We start from the raw sequence: 15,928 nt of genomic DNA, 5'->3' as shown, positions 1-15,928 counted from the left end.
GCGCCCTCGACCACCCCAACGAGTGACGATCGGTCTTCGACAGGCGGTGCTCGGTTGACTACGGTCGGTGCCCATGACGCGCTTCTCGGTTGTCGTCCCCGCCCATCGCGTTCAGGGATATCTGCGCGAGTGCCTGGACTCGGTGCTCACCCAGTCCTTCGGCGACCTCGAACTGATCGTCGTCGACGACGCGTCGCCCGACGCCTGCGCCGCGATCGCCGCGGAGTATGCGGAGCGCGACCCCCGCACGCAACTCGTCCGCGCCCCCCGCCGGTCGGGCCCCGGCCCCGCCCGCAACACCGGCGCCGAGCGCGCCACCGGCGACCACCTGCTCTTCCTCGACGGCGACGACCTGCTCCTGCCCGGCGCGCTGGAGGCCGCCGACGCCGCCCTGACGGCGGCAGGCGAACCGGACGTCCTGCTCTGCGCGCACGACCGCGTCGACTGGTGGGAGAACGTCAGGCCCGGCGGCGACGACCTCACCGGCGACCCGCTGGCCGCCACCCCCGCCGCCTGGAACCGCTTCTTCCGGCGCGACTTCTGGCGTGAGCGGCACCTCGCCTTCTCCGACGGCCCGTACGAGGACGTGGTGCCGGTCCACACGGCGACCCTGCGCGCGGGCGAGCGGCTCGCCGTCCTCGACCGGCCGTGCGTGCGCTGGCGCGAGCGCCGGGCCGGCAGCTTCACCAAGACGCCGGGCCGGGCACACCTCGCCGTCGTCGAGCGGTACGCGGAGCTGCTGGCCGCGGCGGACACCGACGAGCGCGCCCGGCTGCTGCCGCACGCCTGCGCCCACCTCCTCGCCGTCCTTGAGGACCCCGGCCGCATCCGGGAGGGCGACCGGCGCGACTTCTACGACAAGGCGGCGGCCCTCTGCGGCACGCACGCAGCTCCTGGGACCGCCCCGCGCACGACCGGGGCCTTTGCCACCGCCTCGTACGCCGCCTACGAACGGCTGCGCAAGGCCGAGACGCGGCGCCTGCGCGTCACCCGGCAGCTCAAGCGGCAGAAGAAGAAGCTGCGGGCCCGCGCCATGCGCGCCGCCTACCGCGGCGACCTGCGGCGCGCCCTCGACCCGCACCTCGCCGTCTACGGCGCCTACTGGAACCGCGGCGTCTCCTGCAATCCGGCCGCGATCCACGCCAAGGCCCGCGAACTCGCCCCGCACATCCGGGGCGTGTGGGTGGTCTCCAGCCGCAACAAGCACCGGGTGCCGCCCGGCGTCGAGTACGTCATCGAGGGTTCCCGGCGCTACTGGCAGACGATGGCCACGGCCACCTACCTCGTCAACAACTCCAGCTTCCCCGGCGGCTTCACCAAACGCCCCGGCCAGGTCTACCTCCAGACCCACCACGGCACCCCGCTGAAGACGATGGGCCTCGACCAGCGCCGCTACCCGGCCGGCACCCACGGCATCAGCTTCCAGAAGGTCCTCGACCACACCGACCAGTGGGACTTCAGCCTCTCCGCCAACCCGCACTCGACACAGATCTGGGAACGCGTCTACCCCTCCGCCTCCTACCAGGCCCTGGAGGCGGGCTACCCGCGCAACGACGTGTACTTCACCGCCGACGCCGAGGAAGTGGCCCGAATCCGGGCGCAGTTGGGCGTCGACGACGGGCGGACCGTGCTCCTGTACGCGCCCACCCACCGCGACTACCAGAAGGGCTTCCTGCCCCGCCTCGACCTGAGGACCTTCGCCGAGCGGCTCGGACCCTCGTACGTCGTGCTGGTGCGCGCCCACTACTTCTACGGCGCCGACGCGGGCCTGGAGAGCCACCCCCAGCTCGTCGACGTCACCGGCCACCCGCACGTCGAGGAGTTGTGCCTGGCCGCCGACGCGCTCGTCACGGACTACTCCTCGCTGATGTTCGACTACGCCTGCCTGGAACGCCCGATCGTGACGTACGCCCCCGACTGGCAGGCCTACCGCCTCGCCCGCGGCACCTACTTCGACCTGCTCTCCGGCCGCCCCGGTGAGACCCCGGGAGCCGTCGCCACCACCGAGGACGAGCTCGCCGCGCTCTTCGGGACCGGCGGCTGGGACACGCCGGAGACGACGGCGCTGCGGTCGGCGTTCCGGGAGCGCTTCTGCCCCTACGACGACGGCAGAGCCGCCGAACGCGTGGTCCGGCGGCTCTTCCTGGACGGGGGCGGGGCTCAGTCCCCGGCGCGCAGCTCGTAGGGCGAGCGCACCGGGAAGTACGCCGTCAGGAACGAGCGGATGGCGAGCGCCATCTCCTCGTCCGTCACGCCCCCGTCGGGCGACTCCCCGATGCAGAACGCCGTCCTGTCCCGGTTCTGCAGCAGCCGGCCGAGCCGCGCGTGGTCGGCGCGGTCCCCGATGTCCACGAAGTCGTACGCGATGCTGCCGGGCACCGCCCGGCCGGTGAGGTACGCGTAGTGCTGGTGGAGCGAGGAGACGAGCGCGATGTCGCCGCGGGAACGGAAACGGCTGCGGGCCGTGGCCGCGAGCTCCTCGGGGAAGCGCTCGGTGATCTCCTGCAGGATGCTGCGGCGCAGCGCGTACGGCACGTGGAAGAAGCTGTGCGTCGTCGTCCTGCCGAACGCGGCGCGCAGCAGCTCCCGGTTGTTCTTCGCCGCCGCCAGATAGCCCTCGTCGGCCTCCGTGACCGGCAGGGCGGGCACCGACGCCGACGACCAGAAGATGCGGGCGAGACCGTTGCCGAGGAAGAAGGTGTCCGGGGTGGTGGGGCGGCCCAGGAACATGTCGTCGTTGAAGTAGAGGAAGTGCTCCGACAGGCCCTCGATGCGGTGCAGCTGGGACTCGATGGAGTGCGAGTTGAAGGTGGGCAGGCACGCGTCGGGCTCGGCGAAGAGGTCGCGGTGGTCGACGACGGTGATGCCCGGGTGGCTCCGGTCGAGCCAGGAAGGGGTCTGGCCCGCCGTGACCAGGTAGACGTGGCGGATCCACGGCGCGTACATCGCCAGTGAGCGCAGGCTGAAGCGGAGCTCGTCGCGGTTGCGGAACCGCACCGCCCCGTTGTCCGCCGACGTGCTCTTGCCGCCCAGCGTCTCGTCGCGCCGGGCACGCCACTCGGGGTCGGAGTCGTCCACCCACGTGTAGACCGCGTCGACGGGGAAGTCGACGTCCTTGACGAGGAGCCGGGTGAACACGTCGAGGGTCGGATACGCGTGGCCGGCCACGCGCAGCGAGGCCGTCGGGGTGAGCGAGGGCAGCTTTGCGCCCGCGAGCGTCGCGCCGAACGGGGCGTGGAAGGCACCCTCGGGCGTCCGCGTCCAGAACGCCACCGTGCACGCGAGGCCCGCGCCGTGCCGCAGCGAGAGCGTGGTCGTGGTGACCGGCTTGAACACCTTGACGCCCGCCAGCTCCCCGATGGAGTCGAGGCGTTCGGCGAGGACGGTGCCGGGCGGCGCGTCGCGCGGGTTGACCAGCTCCGCGTAGACGGGCTGTCCGCGCAGCGCCCCGGCGAGCGCCTTCAGGGCCCGGCCGCGGTCGTCCTCGGCGACGGCCAGGGTGTGCGCGGTGCCGTTCGGGGTGCGGACCAGGACGTACGGGACGTCCTGCGAGAGGAGGGCGGACGCGGTCAGCTCCAGGTTCCAGTCGGCCATGCGCGGGGCGAGGACGTCGTCGCGCCGCTCGGCGAGCCGGCCCACCGATCGGATGAGGCGGCCCGTGGTGTCGGCGGCGAGGATCTCCTCCTCGCGGGCGTGCTCGTCGGCGCAGGCCGCCGCGTCGAAGGTGTGCGGGGCGGTGGGCCGGAAGCCGCTGCCGCCCGACGCGACGCCGAGCGCCACCCGGTCGGCGCGCCCGCGCAGCCGCTCCGGCCGGTCGCGGCCCGCCACGAGCCGGCGGTACAGCTCCTCCCAGCGCGCGGTGACGTCGGCCGACGAGAAGCGGGCGTAGACCCCTTCGCGGGCAGCTTGGGCGTACCGGCGCCGCGTCACGTCGTCGCCCATCAACTCGTCCATCGCGCAGGCGAGTTCCTTCACCTCGCCGGGTGGCACGAGCAGCCCGTCGACGCGGTGCCGGACGATCTCGGCGGGCCCGGTCAGCACGTCGTACGCGACGACCGGCACCCCCGCGGCGAGCGCTTCGAGGAGCACCAGGGGGAACGCCTCGTTGTGGCCCGCGGTCATCAGGCTCAGGCCGGCCTTGGCCCACTCGGCGGCCATGTCCCGGCAGGGGCCGAGGAGTTCGACCCGGTCGTGCAGGCCGAACCCGTCGACGAGGCGGCGCAGATGCCGTTCGCGGTGGCCGCTGCCGAAGATCCGCAGCGTCCATCCGGGGTGCGCGTCGGCGACCTCCGCGAAGGCCCGTACGGCGTGGTCGACGCGCTTCTCGCCGGTCAGCCGCGCCGCCATCACGATGACCTTGCCCTCGCCGTCGGCGCGCGGCCGGAAGCCGTCGGGCACCGCGTTGGGGATGACGGCGAGTTCGGGGGCGGTGGCGCCGAGGGACTCCGCGATCCAGTCGCGGGTGCGGTCGGTCAGTGTGACGAGCGCGTCCAGGCGCGGCGCGTGCAGCAGCAGCGGCTCCCCGGACGGGCCGCGCCGCTGGGTGGGCCGGTGCTCCTGGTGGACGGTGACCACGCGGGCGGGCACCAGCGCCACGGCGGCGGCGAGCAGCGCGGGCGTGGTGGTGACCAGGACGTCGGTGTCCAGGGTGGAGAGCGCGGCGGTCATCTCGATGTCCGAGAGCCGGTCGAAGGCGTCCTCCCAGGCGGGCCTGATCAGCTCGCTGGGGAGCGCGGCGAGCGTCCGGCACGCGGCGTCGTCCAACTCCGAGTCGCGCACGGGGCGTTCGGGCGTCACGGTGCGGTCCACGAGATGCCGTACGGGCAGCTCGCGCGCCTCGGCGAAGAACGGCTCGGCGCGGGTCCGGAAGACGGAGACGACCTCGACCTCGATGCCGGGACGCTCGGCGAGATGCCGTGCCTGGGTGTACGTGGCGAGCTCGGTGCCGCCCATCTCGTCGCCCCAGCCGAGCAGATACGTGATCTTCATGAGCTCTCCTGTGTGACGGCGGTGATGTCCCAGCATGTGACCGCGAAGGCGCCGGACGCGGTGAAGTGGGCGTGGGCCCGCACCAGCGAGCCGTCGGGCAGCGCGTAGACGCGGAAGGGGGTGGGGTAGGCGGCGGAGGGGTCCCGCACGTCGGACAGCCACCGGCCGAGGGGGAGCCGGCCGACGCGGAAGTCCCACACCCACTGCCCGGGGCCCGCCCCGGCCATCGCGGCGAGCGGCACCCGCAGCGTGAACGCCTTCCCCTGCCGGGCCACCTCCACCGGCACGACGACGCCGTCCCGCCGCCGCACGGCCTCGGCCCGGCCGGGCACGGCCCCCGCGACGAGCCGCCCGTGCACGGTGATGCCGTCCCCGGACGGCACGAACCGCACCAGCTCCGCGCGCGGCCGCGACCGCGTCGCCTGCAGCACGGCCCGCCCGGTGCGGGTCCGGACGATCCTGACGAGGGTCCCGGTCACCGGGTCGGGGGCGTGCTGCGCGGTCGGTGTGGCGGGCGGTGCGCCGGCCTCGGCGGTCGTCAGCCCGTGGCGCCGTACGCGTCCGTCGGCGCCCCGCGCCTCGACGGTGAGCCGCCACACGCCGTCCCGCAGGCCGCGCAGGGTGGCCGTGGCGGTCAGCAGGGGAGTGGCGCCGGTGTGCGGCTCGTGGACGAGGGGGACGGCGAGCCTGCGGTGTCCCCGCGTGATCAGCAGCCTCGCGCTGCCGGGACCTTCGAGGACGGCCTGTGCGGCGAGGGCGAGGTTGAGCGTCCGGCTGTCGCGCAGGGAGAGGTGCACGGGGGGCAGGAGCGGCCGGGCGCCCCCGGCCCCGCCCTGCCCGCCCTTGCCGGCGCGCACCCGGCCCGCCACGGCCCGCTCCAGCCGGAAGCGCGAGGTCCGCGCGGTGGCGAGCAGGCGCCTGACGAGAGGCGGCGGTGGTCCCGGACGGCGGGGCGAAGTGAACCACATCTGGTGCATCTGTTCACTTTGACGGCTTTCATCCCGGTGCTCTCGCGCAACTACGCCATTCTTGCGCCGCCCGCCCCCGAGCCTCCGCCCGAACACCGCCCCGCTGGTCACCGCCCCGCCGGTCACAGCCGCGCCGACTGCGGGCGGGCCTGGTACGGCACCCGGTCGGGGCGCGGCCCGGCCGCCGGCACCGGATGCCGCTCCTCCAGGGGCACCACGGACGGCAGCCCGCCCTCCTCGCCGAGGACGACCCGGCGTACCACCCGCTCCGCCGCGCGCCCGTCGTCGTACGCGCAGAACCGCTCACGGAACGCCCGCCGCAGCTGCGCCGAGCGCGAGCCCGCCCAGTGCCCGGTGACGAAGATGTCGGTGAGCTCGTCCTCGCTGCGGGCGACCGCGCCCGGCGGGAACTCCCGTACGTCGAAGTAGGTGCCGCGGGCCGCCTCGTAGGCCTCCCAGTCGTCGGCGTGCAGCACGATGGGCCGGTCGAGCCCGGCGTAGTCGAACATCAGCGACGAGTAGTCGGTGACCAGCGCGTCCGAGGCGAGACAGAGCGATTCGACGCTCGGGTGGTCCGACACGTCGATGAGCCGGCCCGTCGTGTCCCCGTCGCTCAGCGGCGCGTCGTAGAGGTGGTGGGCGCGGGCGAGCACCACGAAGCGCGGACCGAGCGCCCGCAGCACCTTCTCCAGGTCGAGACCGGGGCGCGGGCCGCTGCGGTAGTCGCGGTGCGTCGGCGCGTACAGCACCGCCACCGTGCCGTGCGGAATCCCGAGGCTCTCCCGCAGCCGCGCCACGTCCGCCGAAGTCGCCCGCTGGAAGCGGTCGTTGCGGGGGCAGCCGTACTCCAGCGTCGTGTACGCGCCGGGGAAGACCCGCTCCCAGACCAGCGTCGAGTGGCGGTTGGCCGACAGGACGTAGTCCCACTGGCCGGTGCCCCGCACCAGGGCGGCGAAGTCCGTGCCGCGCGCGGCCGCCGGGCGGTCCAGGAGATCGAGACCCATGCGCTTGAGCGGCGTGCCGTGGTGCGTCTGGATGAGCACCTGCCCGGGGCGCTTGACCAGCCGGTGGTCGAACTCGTCGTTGTTCACCAGGTACTTGGAGCGGGCGAGGGCCGTCCAGTACGCGGCCGTGCCGGGCCGGAGCCTGCGCGTCGCCGTCGGGATCGTGTGGTGGTGGCGGGGGTGCGCGATCCACGCCGTCGAGATGCCCGGCACGAGCTCGCGCATCGCGGTCTCCAGCGCACCGGGGCTGCACCCGTGGCCGCGGCCCCCGTACGCGGAGAAGACGGCCCAGTGGTCGCGCACCGGCAGCCGCAGCTGGAGGCGGTAGTGCAGCCGGAGCAGGGCACTCCTCGCGTGGCGGCGGCCGAGGGCCGCGCACCGCCCGGCGCGGGCCCACAGGTCCGCCGCCGCCCGCACGCCCCGGTACGCCCGGTGCGCGCCAAGGCGGGCCAGGACGTACCGCCACCGCGTGCCGGACGGCAGACGGACGCCCGGCACGCGGTGGCGGCGGTAGTGGGCGCGGGCCCTGCGCAGGAAGGCGGGGCGCGAGCCGTGCGGCAGCCCGTCCCGGCCGGTGAAGATCTCGGTGAGCTGCTCGACCAGGCGCCGGACCAGCAGGGGCCGCCAGACCGCGGGGAGTTCGGGGCGCGCGTCGAGGAAGGCGAAGAGTCGGTCGTACTGGTCGAAGACGTCGAAGTGCCCGCCGGCCCCGGTGCCCTGGGCGCCGCCCTCGTGGCGGCTCCGGTGGTGCACGCAGACCCGGTCCAGGGTGGCGAGGGCGTCCGCGGCCATCAGGACCGGGTACGTCCACGGCGTACCCTCGTGGCGGCCGGGCGGGAAGCCGAAGCCCTCGCGTTCGACGAAGTCGCGGCGGTGCGCCTTGTTCCAGGCGACCGCCGGGAGCTCCGTCAGCTCAGGGCGGTCGGCGAGCCGGAAGGAGAGCTCGCCCTCCGCGCCGAGGTGGCAGGCGGACCGGTCGCGCACGGTCTCGCCCGACCAGGACGCGTGCGCGTGCCCGTAGAGCAGCACGTCCGGCTCGCCGGTCTCCTTGAGGCGGGCGGAGATCGCGGCCAGGGAGCCGGGGGTCAGGGTGTCGCCGCCGTCCAGGAAGATCAGGTAGTCGCCGGTGGCGCGCTCCATCCCGGCGTTGCGGGCCGGCCCGGGGCCCACGCTGGCGGGGAGGTGGACGGCGGCCACGCGCGGGTCGCGGCCGGCGAACTCGTCGACGATCGTGCCGCTCCCGTCCGGCGAGCCGTCGTCGACGACGATCAGCTCCAGGTCGCTGAAGGACTGCTCGAGCACGGACTCCAGGCACGCGTGCAGAAACGCCCGCACCTCGAACACGGGGACGATGACACTGAACCGGGGCACGGCACATCCATGGGTCGGCGCGGGCACACGGCCCTCAAACGCCCGACGGGGTGCGCGAGTTACGCCGGATGCGGCATACGGGGGAGGGGCGGCCCGGCCCGGACCGCCCCTCCCCGGCTCGCTCTTGTCCTGGCCGCGCGGCTACTTCACCGCGCCCGCCATCACACCGGAGACGAACTGCCGCTGGAATGCGAAGAAGACGGCAAGTGGGATCACCATCGAGATGAAGGCGCCGGGCGCCAGGATCTGCACGTTGTCGCCGAAGAACCGCACCTGTTGCTGGAGCGCGACCGTGATCGGCGGGTTCTGCGAGTCGGCGAAGATCAGCGCGATCAGCATGTCGTTCCAGACCCACAGGAACTGGAAGATGCCGAGCGAGGCGATCGCGGGCGCCCCCAGCGGCATCACCACGCGGACGAACAGGCGCAGTTCACCCGCCCCGTCGAGCCGCGCCGCCTCCAGGAGTTCGCGCGGGATCTCCGCGAAGAAGTTCCGCAGCAGGAAGATCGCGAACGGCAGGCCGAAGGCCACGTGAAAGATGACCACGCCGATCGTGGTCTCGAAGATCCCGATCTGGCCGAAGAGCTTGGAGATCGGGACCAGCGCCACCTGCACGGGGACCACGAGCAGCCCGACCACGCCGATGAACCACCAGTCGCGGCCCGGGAACTCCATCCACGCGAAGGCGTACCCGGCGAGCGCACCGATGACCACGACCAGCAGGGTCGCCGGCACCGTGATCATGACGCTGGACAGGATCGAGTCGGTGATCGTCTCGTCCTTGAGGAGGTTGGAGTAGTTGTCCAGCGTCAGCTGCGACGGCGCGCCGAACACCTTCCACCAGCCGCTCTCGCTCATGTCGGCGGGCGTCCGCAGCGAACCGATCAGCAGACCGACCGTCGGCACCAGCCAGAACAGCCCCACCAGCACGAGGAAGACGCGCAGCGCGGTGCCGCCGAGCACCGCGGCGACACGACCGCCCACGGACTGCCTGGCCTTGACGGTCTCGGTGTGGGTCGTCACCTCTGCGCCTCCCGCCTCATCCGCCGGATGTTGCTGTGCCTTCCCGGGGGACGACCCCCGGACCCCCGGCCGAGGGTCGGGTGAGCGGTCACCTCTGCGCCTCCCGCCTCATCCGCCGGATGTTGAACAGCATCACGGGAATCACGAGCAGGAAGAGCAGCACGGCGATCGCGCTCGCCACGCCCGAGTCCTGGTCGCCGAAGGCCGAGTTGTACAGCTGGACCGCGAGGACGTTCGCCTCGTCCTTCGACGAGCCCGGCGGGATCACGAAGACCAGATCGAAGATCTTCAGTACGTTGATCATGAGCGTGACCAGGACCACCGCGAGGACCGGGGCGAGCAGCGGCACCGTGACCCGGCGGAACACCTGCCACTCGTTGGCGCCGTCCACCCGGGCGGCCTCCAGGAGTTCGCGCGGCACGCTCGCCAGACCCGCCGCGATCAGGACCATCGCGAACCCGGCCCACATCCACAGGTAGGAGCCGATGATCGCGGGCGTGATCAGGCTCGGGCCGAGCCACTCCACGCCGTTGTAGGCCTCCCGGAAGTTGGAGTCGGGATACCGCAGGCGGGCGCCGTCGGCCTCCTTGGGCAGCGCGAAGGTGCCGTCCGACGCGGCCTCGGTCGACGCCACCACCTTGCCGCCCTTGACGGCCTCGATCTTGATGCCCGCGTAGCCGAACTCCGAGGCGTCGGGGGCGTTCGGCGTGCCGCGGCCCTTGCCGCGGGTGAAGTCCTGCCAGGCCGTGCCGGTGACCCGGCCGGGGTCGGCCTTCGCCGGCTTCGCGGCCTCGGCGCCGTCCGGCATCTTGTTCGGCGCCACTCCCGTCAGGGGGAGGACCACCGGCTCGCCCGCCCGTACCGGCTCCTTGGTGATGAAGGCCCCGCCGCCCGCCGGCTTCAGCGGCGAACCGGTGGTGGGATGCGCCTGCGGGAACGCCGACGCCTCGGCGAACATGTCGTGCACGCTCACCGCGACCGCGTTGGCCACCCCCCGGTCGGGGTCCGACTCGTACACGAGCCGGAAGATGATGCCCGCGGCCAGCATCGAGATCGCCATCGGCATGAAGATGACGAGCTTGAACGCCGTGCCCCAGCGCACGCGTTCGGTGAGCACGGCGAAGATCAGACCGAGCGCCGTCGCCACGGTGGGCGCCACGACCAGCCAGATCGCGTTGTTCTTGATGGCGGTGCGGATGCCGTCATCCGTGAAGAGCGTCTCGTAGTTGCCCAGGCCGGTGAAGTCACCGGACTTGTCGAAGAAACTGCGGAACAACGAGTACCCGATGGGGTAGAGGACGAGCGCGCCGAGCAGCACCAGGGCGGGCAGCAGGAACAGCACCGCCACCGCCTTGCGGGTGCCGGTCACGCTCTTGCGCGAGGTCGGGGCCGGGGGCGCCACCTTGGCATTGCCCCCGGCGTTCACGGACGCCATCGCGTCAGTCCTTGTAGGCCTTGGCGGCGGCCGTCTCCAGTACCTTCTGGGTGCCCGCGACGTCCTTCGGGTTCTTCAGGAAGTCCTGCAGCGCCTTCCACTCGCCCTTGCCCGGCGTGCCGCCGAAGGACTGCGGGGCCTGGTCCGACATGTCGAAGCGGATGTCGTCGCCGGCCGCGATCATCGCCTTGGCGATGCCCCGCTGCACCTCGTTCGGGTACACCGCCAGGTCCAGGCTCTTGTTCGGCGAGATGAAACCGCCCGCCTCGGCCCAGATCTTCGCGGAGTCCGGCGACGCCAGGAACGTCAGCAGCGCCTGGGCGCCCTTGCTGTCCTTCAGCGCCACCGCAGCGTCACCGCCGACCACCGCGGGGGACTCGTCGCCGACCGCGGGGAAGGGGAACACCTTGGCGTCCGTGCCCACCTTCGCCTTGGTCTCCGAGATGGCCAGCGAGACCATGTCACCCTCGAAGACCATGCCCGCCTTCGGCTGGTCGCCGCCCCGGAAGGTCTGCTTCACCGACGCGGGGAACTCGGTCTGCAGCGCGCTGCTCGCGCCGCCCGCCACGAACCCCTTCTTCCCGAACAGCTCACCGAGTGTGGTCAGCGCCTCCTTGACCGACGGGTCCGTCCACTTGATCTTGTGGGCGGCGAGCTGGTCGTACTTCTCCGGGCCCGCCTGCGAGAGGTAGATGTTCTCGAACCAGTCGGTGAGCGTCCATGCCTCGGCGCCCGCCACCGATACCGGCGGCACACCGGAGTCGTAGACGGTCTGCGCGGTCTTCATGAAGTCGTCCCAGGTCTTGGGCACGCTCACGCCCGCGTTCTCGAAGACCCGCGTGTTGTACCAGACCAGGGACTTGTTGGCCGCCTTGAAGTAGACGCCGTACTGCTTGCCGTCGACCGTGCCGAGGTCCTGCCAGCCCTTGGCGTAGTTCTTGTCGAGCTGTTTCTGCGCCTCGGGGCCGACCGGCTTGGCCCACTTGTTCGCCACGGCCTGCTGGATCGCGCCGACCTGCGGCAGCATCGCGACGTCCGGCGGCTGCCCGCCCGCCACCTTCGACTCCAGGAAGCTGATGATGGGGTCCTGCGCCGGTACGAAGGAGACCTTGGCGCCGGTCCGCTTCTCGAACTCGTCGAGAACCTTCAGGAACACCTTGCGCTCCGAGCCGCCCCAGACCGCCGACACGGAGATGTTCTCCCCGTCCAGCTTGGGCAGCCGCAGCGCCGAACCGGTGTCCTTGCCGCCGTCCTTGCCTCCCTTGCCGCCGCCGTCGTCGTTGTCGTCCCCGCCGCACGCGGTGACGGTGAAGGCGAGCGCGCTCGCGACGACGGCCGAGGCGATCCTGGCGGTGGTACGCCGATGTAGCGGTGCCCTGCGTGTACGAAGAGTGCTGCGCATCACTGCCCCGTTCTCTTCCCTGGCGAGTCCCGTGCGGTCTGGTCTACGCCCGCGCGGGGAGGGGCGGCAAGATGGCCTGCGCTGTCAACTCGGCGATCGTGATGGCGTTGTGACGTGGCGTCACGAGGTTTGAAGCGGCGCAGGCCGCCGTGGGCGGGCGCGCCGCGTGCGGTACGGGGAAGGGGCGACCCGCGGCAGGGGCGGGAAGCGGCGGCCTACAGCAGGGACGGCACCTGATCCGCCGAGACGGACCGGGCGGCCCGCTCCAGCGCGCTGGCCAGCAGCGCCAGGTCCGTGGGCCCGTTCCCCAGCTCGCGCACCGGGCGCCGCGCCGGCGGGTCCCCCATCCGCTCCCACTCCAGGGGCACCACCGTGGGCCGCAGCGTCGCCGTGCGCGGGATGCGGCCGGTCACCCGGCCCGCCTGGAACGGCGTGGCCCGTCCGTCCGGCGAGCGCAACTCGCCCCGCCCCGGCGCCGGTTCCTCCGGCCCCGCGGTCACCGCGTCGAGGACCACCCGCAGCGACGCCCGCTGCCCGAGCTCGGTCTCCATGACCCGCTCGCACCGCGCGCTCGCCACCACCAGATGCACCCCGAGCCGCTCCCCGTCCCGCGCCACGGCTTCCAGGGCGCGGACCACCGAACCGGCGGCGGGCCGCCCCGGCGAGCCGAGCGCGGGTGCGAGGAGCGCGTCGAAGTCGTCCACCAGCACCACGAGCCGGGGCAGCGGCGGGCCGGGATCGACCCGCGGCCGGGCGGCGGCGGGCCGCAGCCGCATCGTGGCGCTCGGCGGCGCGTCGAGGTCACCGTCGGACAGCTGCGCGGGCACGACGGCACCCGTGGCGTCCGCGCCGGAACCGGTGGCGGCGGCGCCGACCGACGCCGACGGCTGGGACCGCTGGGCCACCATCCGCCCCGAGACCTCCCGCCGCGTGTGCCATTCGGTGAACCCGAGCCTGCCGAGCAGCTCGGCACGCCGCTTCAGCTCCGCGGCCAGGGACTGCGCGAACTCCCGCATCCGCACCGGGTCGTTGGCGACGAGGTGGGTGGTGACGTGCGGCAGGTCCGTACAGACCCCGAGCCCCGTCCCCTGCCGGGCCGCGGCACCGCCCGCACCCGAGCCGTCCCGCCCGTCGACGAGGACGATGCCGAGCCGGTCGGGGCGCTCGGCCGCGGCCAGGGATGCGGCGATCGACCTCAGCAGCTCCGTGCGCCCGCTGCCCGCGGGGCCCTCGGCCAGCAGATGCGGCCCGTCGGCGGCGAGGTCGGCGACGACGGGGCCGCGCGGGCCCGCGCCGAGCACCGCGAGGGCGCGCCCGCCGAGCGCGTCCGGGTCGTCGGCCGCCGCCGCCCACCGGGCCATCAGGGAGGCGGGCGTCGCCCGGGCGAGGCCCAGCTCGTCGAGGAGCCGGGCGGCCTGGGGCAGCGGCGCGGACACACGTGCGTGCCCCTCGCCCGCTGTGCCGTCCGTCCGCAGCGGCGCCAGCGCCCGCGCGAACCGCTCGGCCCAGGCCGCCGAGACCGCGTCCAGGGCCGCCACGGTCCCGTGCCCCGCCGGACGCCCGCCGGCCGTCCGCATCAACCGCAGCGCCGTCGCCACGTCACCGCTGAGCAGCGCGGCGGCACCGCACGCGCGAAAGGGAGGAGAGACCGAACAGGCCGCCTCGTACGTCTCGAGGACCGGCGACGCGGGGGAGGCGGCCACCGTCTCGGCGAGGCACACCACATGGATGCCGGCCCGCGCGCCCTCACCGGCGAGCCGGACGGTGGCCTCGCGCAGCTGTGCGGAGCCGGGGTCGCCGTCGACGACGACGACCGTGCGCGCGCCCGCCGTGCCGTCCGTCGTGGCGTCGACGCCGTCCGCGATGCGGTCGTCGAGACGGCGGATCAGCTCATCCGTGCGGGCCGCCGCCTGGTCGCGGTCGTAGGCGAGCAGCAGGCGGCAGTCCTGGCCGTGCGTCGGCCGCAGATGGGGGAGCCAGCCGAGCCAGGCCCACTCGGCGGTGCGCTCGGCCACCGGACGCGCCCGGTCCGTGCTGATCAGCACGATCTCCAGGGAGTCGGGGGAGTGCAGCGCGGCGAGCTGGGCGACGACCGCCCTGGCCAGGCCGGTCAGCCGGTCCCGTGGTCCGGCGAGGCCCAGCGAGCCGGTCTCGCGCAGGCCGACCGTGACGGGCACGGCGGGCAGCAGGCCCTCGCGGCCGTCGGCGCCGGGCAGTGTCCGGTCGACCGTGCCGAGCCGCACCGCGAGCGCCTCCGGGTGGTCCGGGCCGCGCTCCCAGAGGCGCGGGCCGGGGCCGAGCGCCGTCAGCAGCAGGGCGGCGGGATCCGGCCACACCTCGGGCGTGCGCGAGGCCGCGGCGACGGCGAGCTCCTCCCACGAGGGACCCGACTCGCCCGGACCGCCGCTCCCGTACGTCTCGTGGTGGACGCCCTGGTCCTCGTCCGCGGCATACGCGTCGTGCCGGGCCTCCTCGTCGTAGGCCAGGTCGTCCCTGCTGCCGTCGCGGCCCCCGGTCAGCCGCCGGGCCCAGGCCGACAGGCCGCGCCTGCGCAGAGTGCGCGGCACGGTCGTCCCGCGCGCGGGGGTGCCGATACGGGTCCGCTCGGCGTCCGGCGCGCCGCCCTGCTGCGGCACGACGGAGGCATCGGTGCCGCCGGTGCCGCCGGGCGTTCCGTACGCCACCGGGGGTGGCTGGTTCTCGTACGTCCCCGGGGTGCCGTGCGTCCCGTATGCCCCGTCCCCCGCGGTGCCGCCCGCGGCGCCCCAGCCCGCCGAGCCGTACGCGTGGTGGGTGGTGCCGGGCTCGGCGGGTGCGCCTCCGGCGTGGAGGGGCGGGTGCGCGGGACGGCGCACGCGCACGTGGCCCTCGCCGTCCGGGGCGGTCGGGAGCGGGGTGCCCGCGCCGGAGGCCGGGCCGCCACCGCCGTCCGTCAGGCGCAGCGCGGACTCGCCGATGCGCAGCAGGGAGCCCGGGGAGAGGGGCGAGGGACGGTCGGTGATCTCCCGGCCGTCCACCGACGTGCCGTTCGTCGAGCCGAGGTCCGTGACCGTGACCCGGCCGTCGGGGGCGAGCGTGACCGAGCAGTGCAGCCGGGAGACGTCCGGGTCGTCCAGCGGGACGTCCGCGTCGGCGGAGCGGCCGACCTGGATGCGGCCGCCGTGCAGCAGGTGGACACCGCCCGCGTCCGGGCCCGCCACCACGTGCAACTGGGCGGCCGCGCCGGTCGGTTCGGGACCCGGCTCGGCGGGGGCGCCCAGCGAGAGCACCGCTCCGTCGATCAGGGGTGGCTCGCCGAGCGTGCAGCGCTGGGCGTCCAGGCGCTCCGGGCCCGCGTACAGCACCAGGGGGGCCTCGCTGCCCGCGACGGCGGTCGCGAGGCCGGAGGCGACCGCGGCGAGCGCGGTCCCCGCGGGTGCGGTGACCAGGACGTCGCAGGCACCGGGAGCCCCGGTCGGCGCCGTGGGGCGGCCATGCCGCTCGGTCTGGCCGCTGCGCGGCCCGAGGACGGTCAGCCGGATCTGCATCGCCGTCAGCGGTCCCTTCTGCGCTGGGCGCCCGGCACGGGGACACGCGCTGTGATTCCCCCCACCGCACACGGGCACGTCGGCCAGTACTGGAGGCATCCTCGCACCTGCCACCGACAACACGCCCGGCGGCCACCCGTAAGTGATCTTGATTGGTCGGCTCTGCTCGGAAAAGTGCCTGCTTGGACCGTTGCGGAAACGTGCGGGCG

The 15,928-nt window shown here is 74.0% G+C and carries 8 protein-coding genes; 1 reads left to right on the top strand and 7 read right to left on the bottom strand.

What is annotated here, in order from left to right:
• The first annotated feature begins 73 nt into the window (after positions 1-73).
• Positions 74-2,185 (top strand): CDP-glycerol glycerophosphotransferase family protein, encoded by a 2,112-nt coding sequence (locus ACZ7DY_RS14320; RefSeq protein ID WP_471134375.1) that lies wholly within the window; start codon positions 74-76, stop codon positions 2,183-2,185.
• Here ACZ7DY_RS14320 and ACZ7DY_RS14315 read toward each other — a convergent pair.
• From ACZ7DY_RS14315 to ACZ7DY_RS14285, 7 genes are all read right to left on the bottom strand, one after another.
• Positions 2,161-4,989 carry a stealth conserved region 3 domain-containing protein gene (locus tag ACZ7DY_RS14315; RefSeq protein ID WP_471134372.1) on the bottom strand — a complete coding sequence of 943 codons (2,829 nt, stop codon included), beginning with the start codon at positions 4,987-4,989 and terminating at the stop codon, positions 2,161-2,163. The genes ACZ7DY_RS14320 and ACZ7DY_RS14315 overlap by 25 nt on opposite strands.
• Positions 4,986-5,966, bottom strand: coding sequence for a hypothetical protein (locus tag ACZ7DY_RS14310; protein ID WP_471134369.1), 981 nt, complete (start codon positions 5,964-5,966; stop codon positions 4,986-4,988). The genes ACZ7DY_RS14315 and ACZ7DY_RS14310 overlap by 4 nt, the downstream gene beginning before the upstream one ends.
• A 113-nt stretch (positions 5,967-6,079) precedes the next feature.
• Entirely contained in the window at positions 6,080-8,332 is a 2,253-nt protein-coding gene (locus ACZ7DY_RS14305; RefSeq protein WP_471134367.1) for a bifunctional glycosyltransferase/CDP-glycerol:glycerophosphate glycerophosphotransferase, read from the bottom strand.
• 141 nt (positions 8,333-8,473) lie between these two features.
• A complete protein-coding gene (locus ACZ7DY_RS14300) occupies positions 8,474-9,355 on the bottom strand; it encodes a carbohydrate ABC transporter permease (protein WP_471134365.1) in 882 nt (293 codons plus the stop codon).
• Positions 9,356-9,443: 88 nt separating this feature from the next.
• Positions 9,444-10,790 (bottom strand): carbohydrate ABC transporter permease, encoded by a 1,347-nt coding sequence (locus ACZ7DY_RS14295; RefSeq protein WP_471134363.1) that lies wholly within the window; start codon positions 10,788-10,790, stop codon positions 9,444-9,446.
• 4 nt (positions 10,791-10,794) lie between these two features.
• Positions 10,795-12,192, bottom strand: coding sequence for an ABC transporter substrate-binding protein (locus ACZ7DY_RS14290; RefSeq protein ID WP_471134360.1), 1,398 nt, complete (start codon positions 12,190-12,192; stop codon positions 10,795-10,797).
• Between the two features lie 215 nt (positions 12,193-12,407).
• Complete coding sequence (locus ACZ7DY_RS14285) at positions 12,408-15,719, bottom strand: FHA domain-containing protein (protein ID WP_471134357.1); 3,312 nt, start codon at positions 15,717-15,719, stop codon at positions 12,408-12,410.
• Positions 15,720-15,928 lie beyond the last annotated feature (209 nt).

The sequence above is a fragment of the Streptomyces sp. NPDC037013 genome (assembly GCF_055607265.1).
Note: the sequence above shows the minus strand (reverse complement) of the source record. Positions and strands in the feature narration are given on the sequence as shown.

Bases quoted from the DNA above. Each gene is read 5' to 3' on its own strand.
- ACZ7DY_RS14320 (WP_471134375.1), top strand. From the start codon at position 74: ATGACGCGCTTCTCGGTTGTCGTCCCCGCCCATCGCGTTCAGGGATAT.
- ACZ7DY_RS14315 (WP_471134372.1), bottom strand. From the start codon at position 4,989: ATGAAGATCACGTATCTGCTCGGCTGGGGCGACGAGATGGGCGGCACC.
- ACZ7DY_RS14310 (WP_471134369.1), bottom strand. From the start codon at position 5,966: ATGCACCAGATGTGGTTCACTTCGCCCCGCCGTCCGGGACCACCGCCG.
- ACZ7DY_RS14295 (WP_471134363.1), bottom strand. From the start codon at position 10,790: ATGGCGTCCGTGAACGCCGGGGGCAATGCCAAGGTGGCGCCCCCGGCC.
- ACZ7DY_RS14290 (WP_471134360.1), bottom strand. From the start codon at position 12,192: ATGCGCAGCACTCTTCGTACACGCAGGGCACCGCTACATCGGCGTACC.
- ACZ7DY_RS14285 (WP_471134357.1), bottom strand. From the start codon at position 15,719: ATGCAGATCCGGCTGACCGTCCTCGGGCCGCGCAGCGGCCAGACCGAG.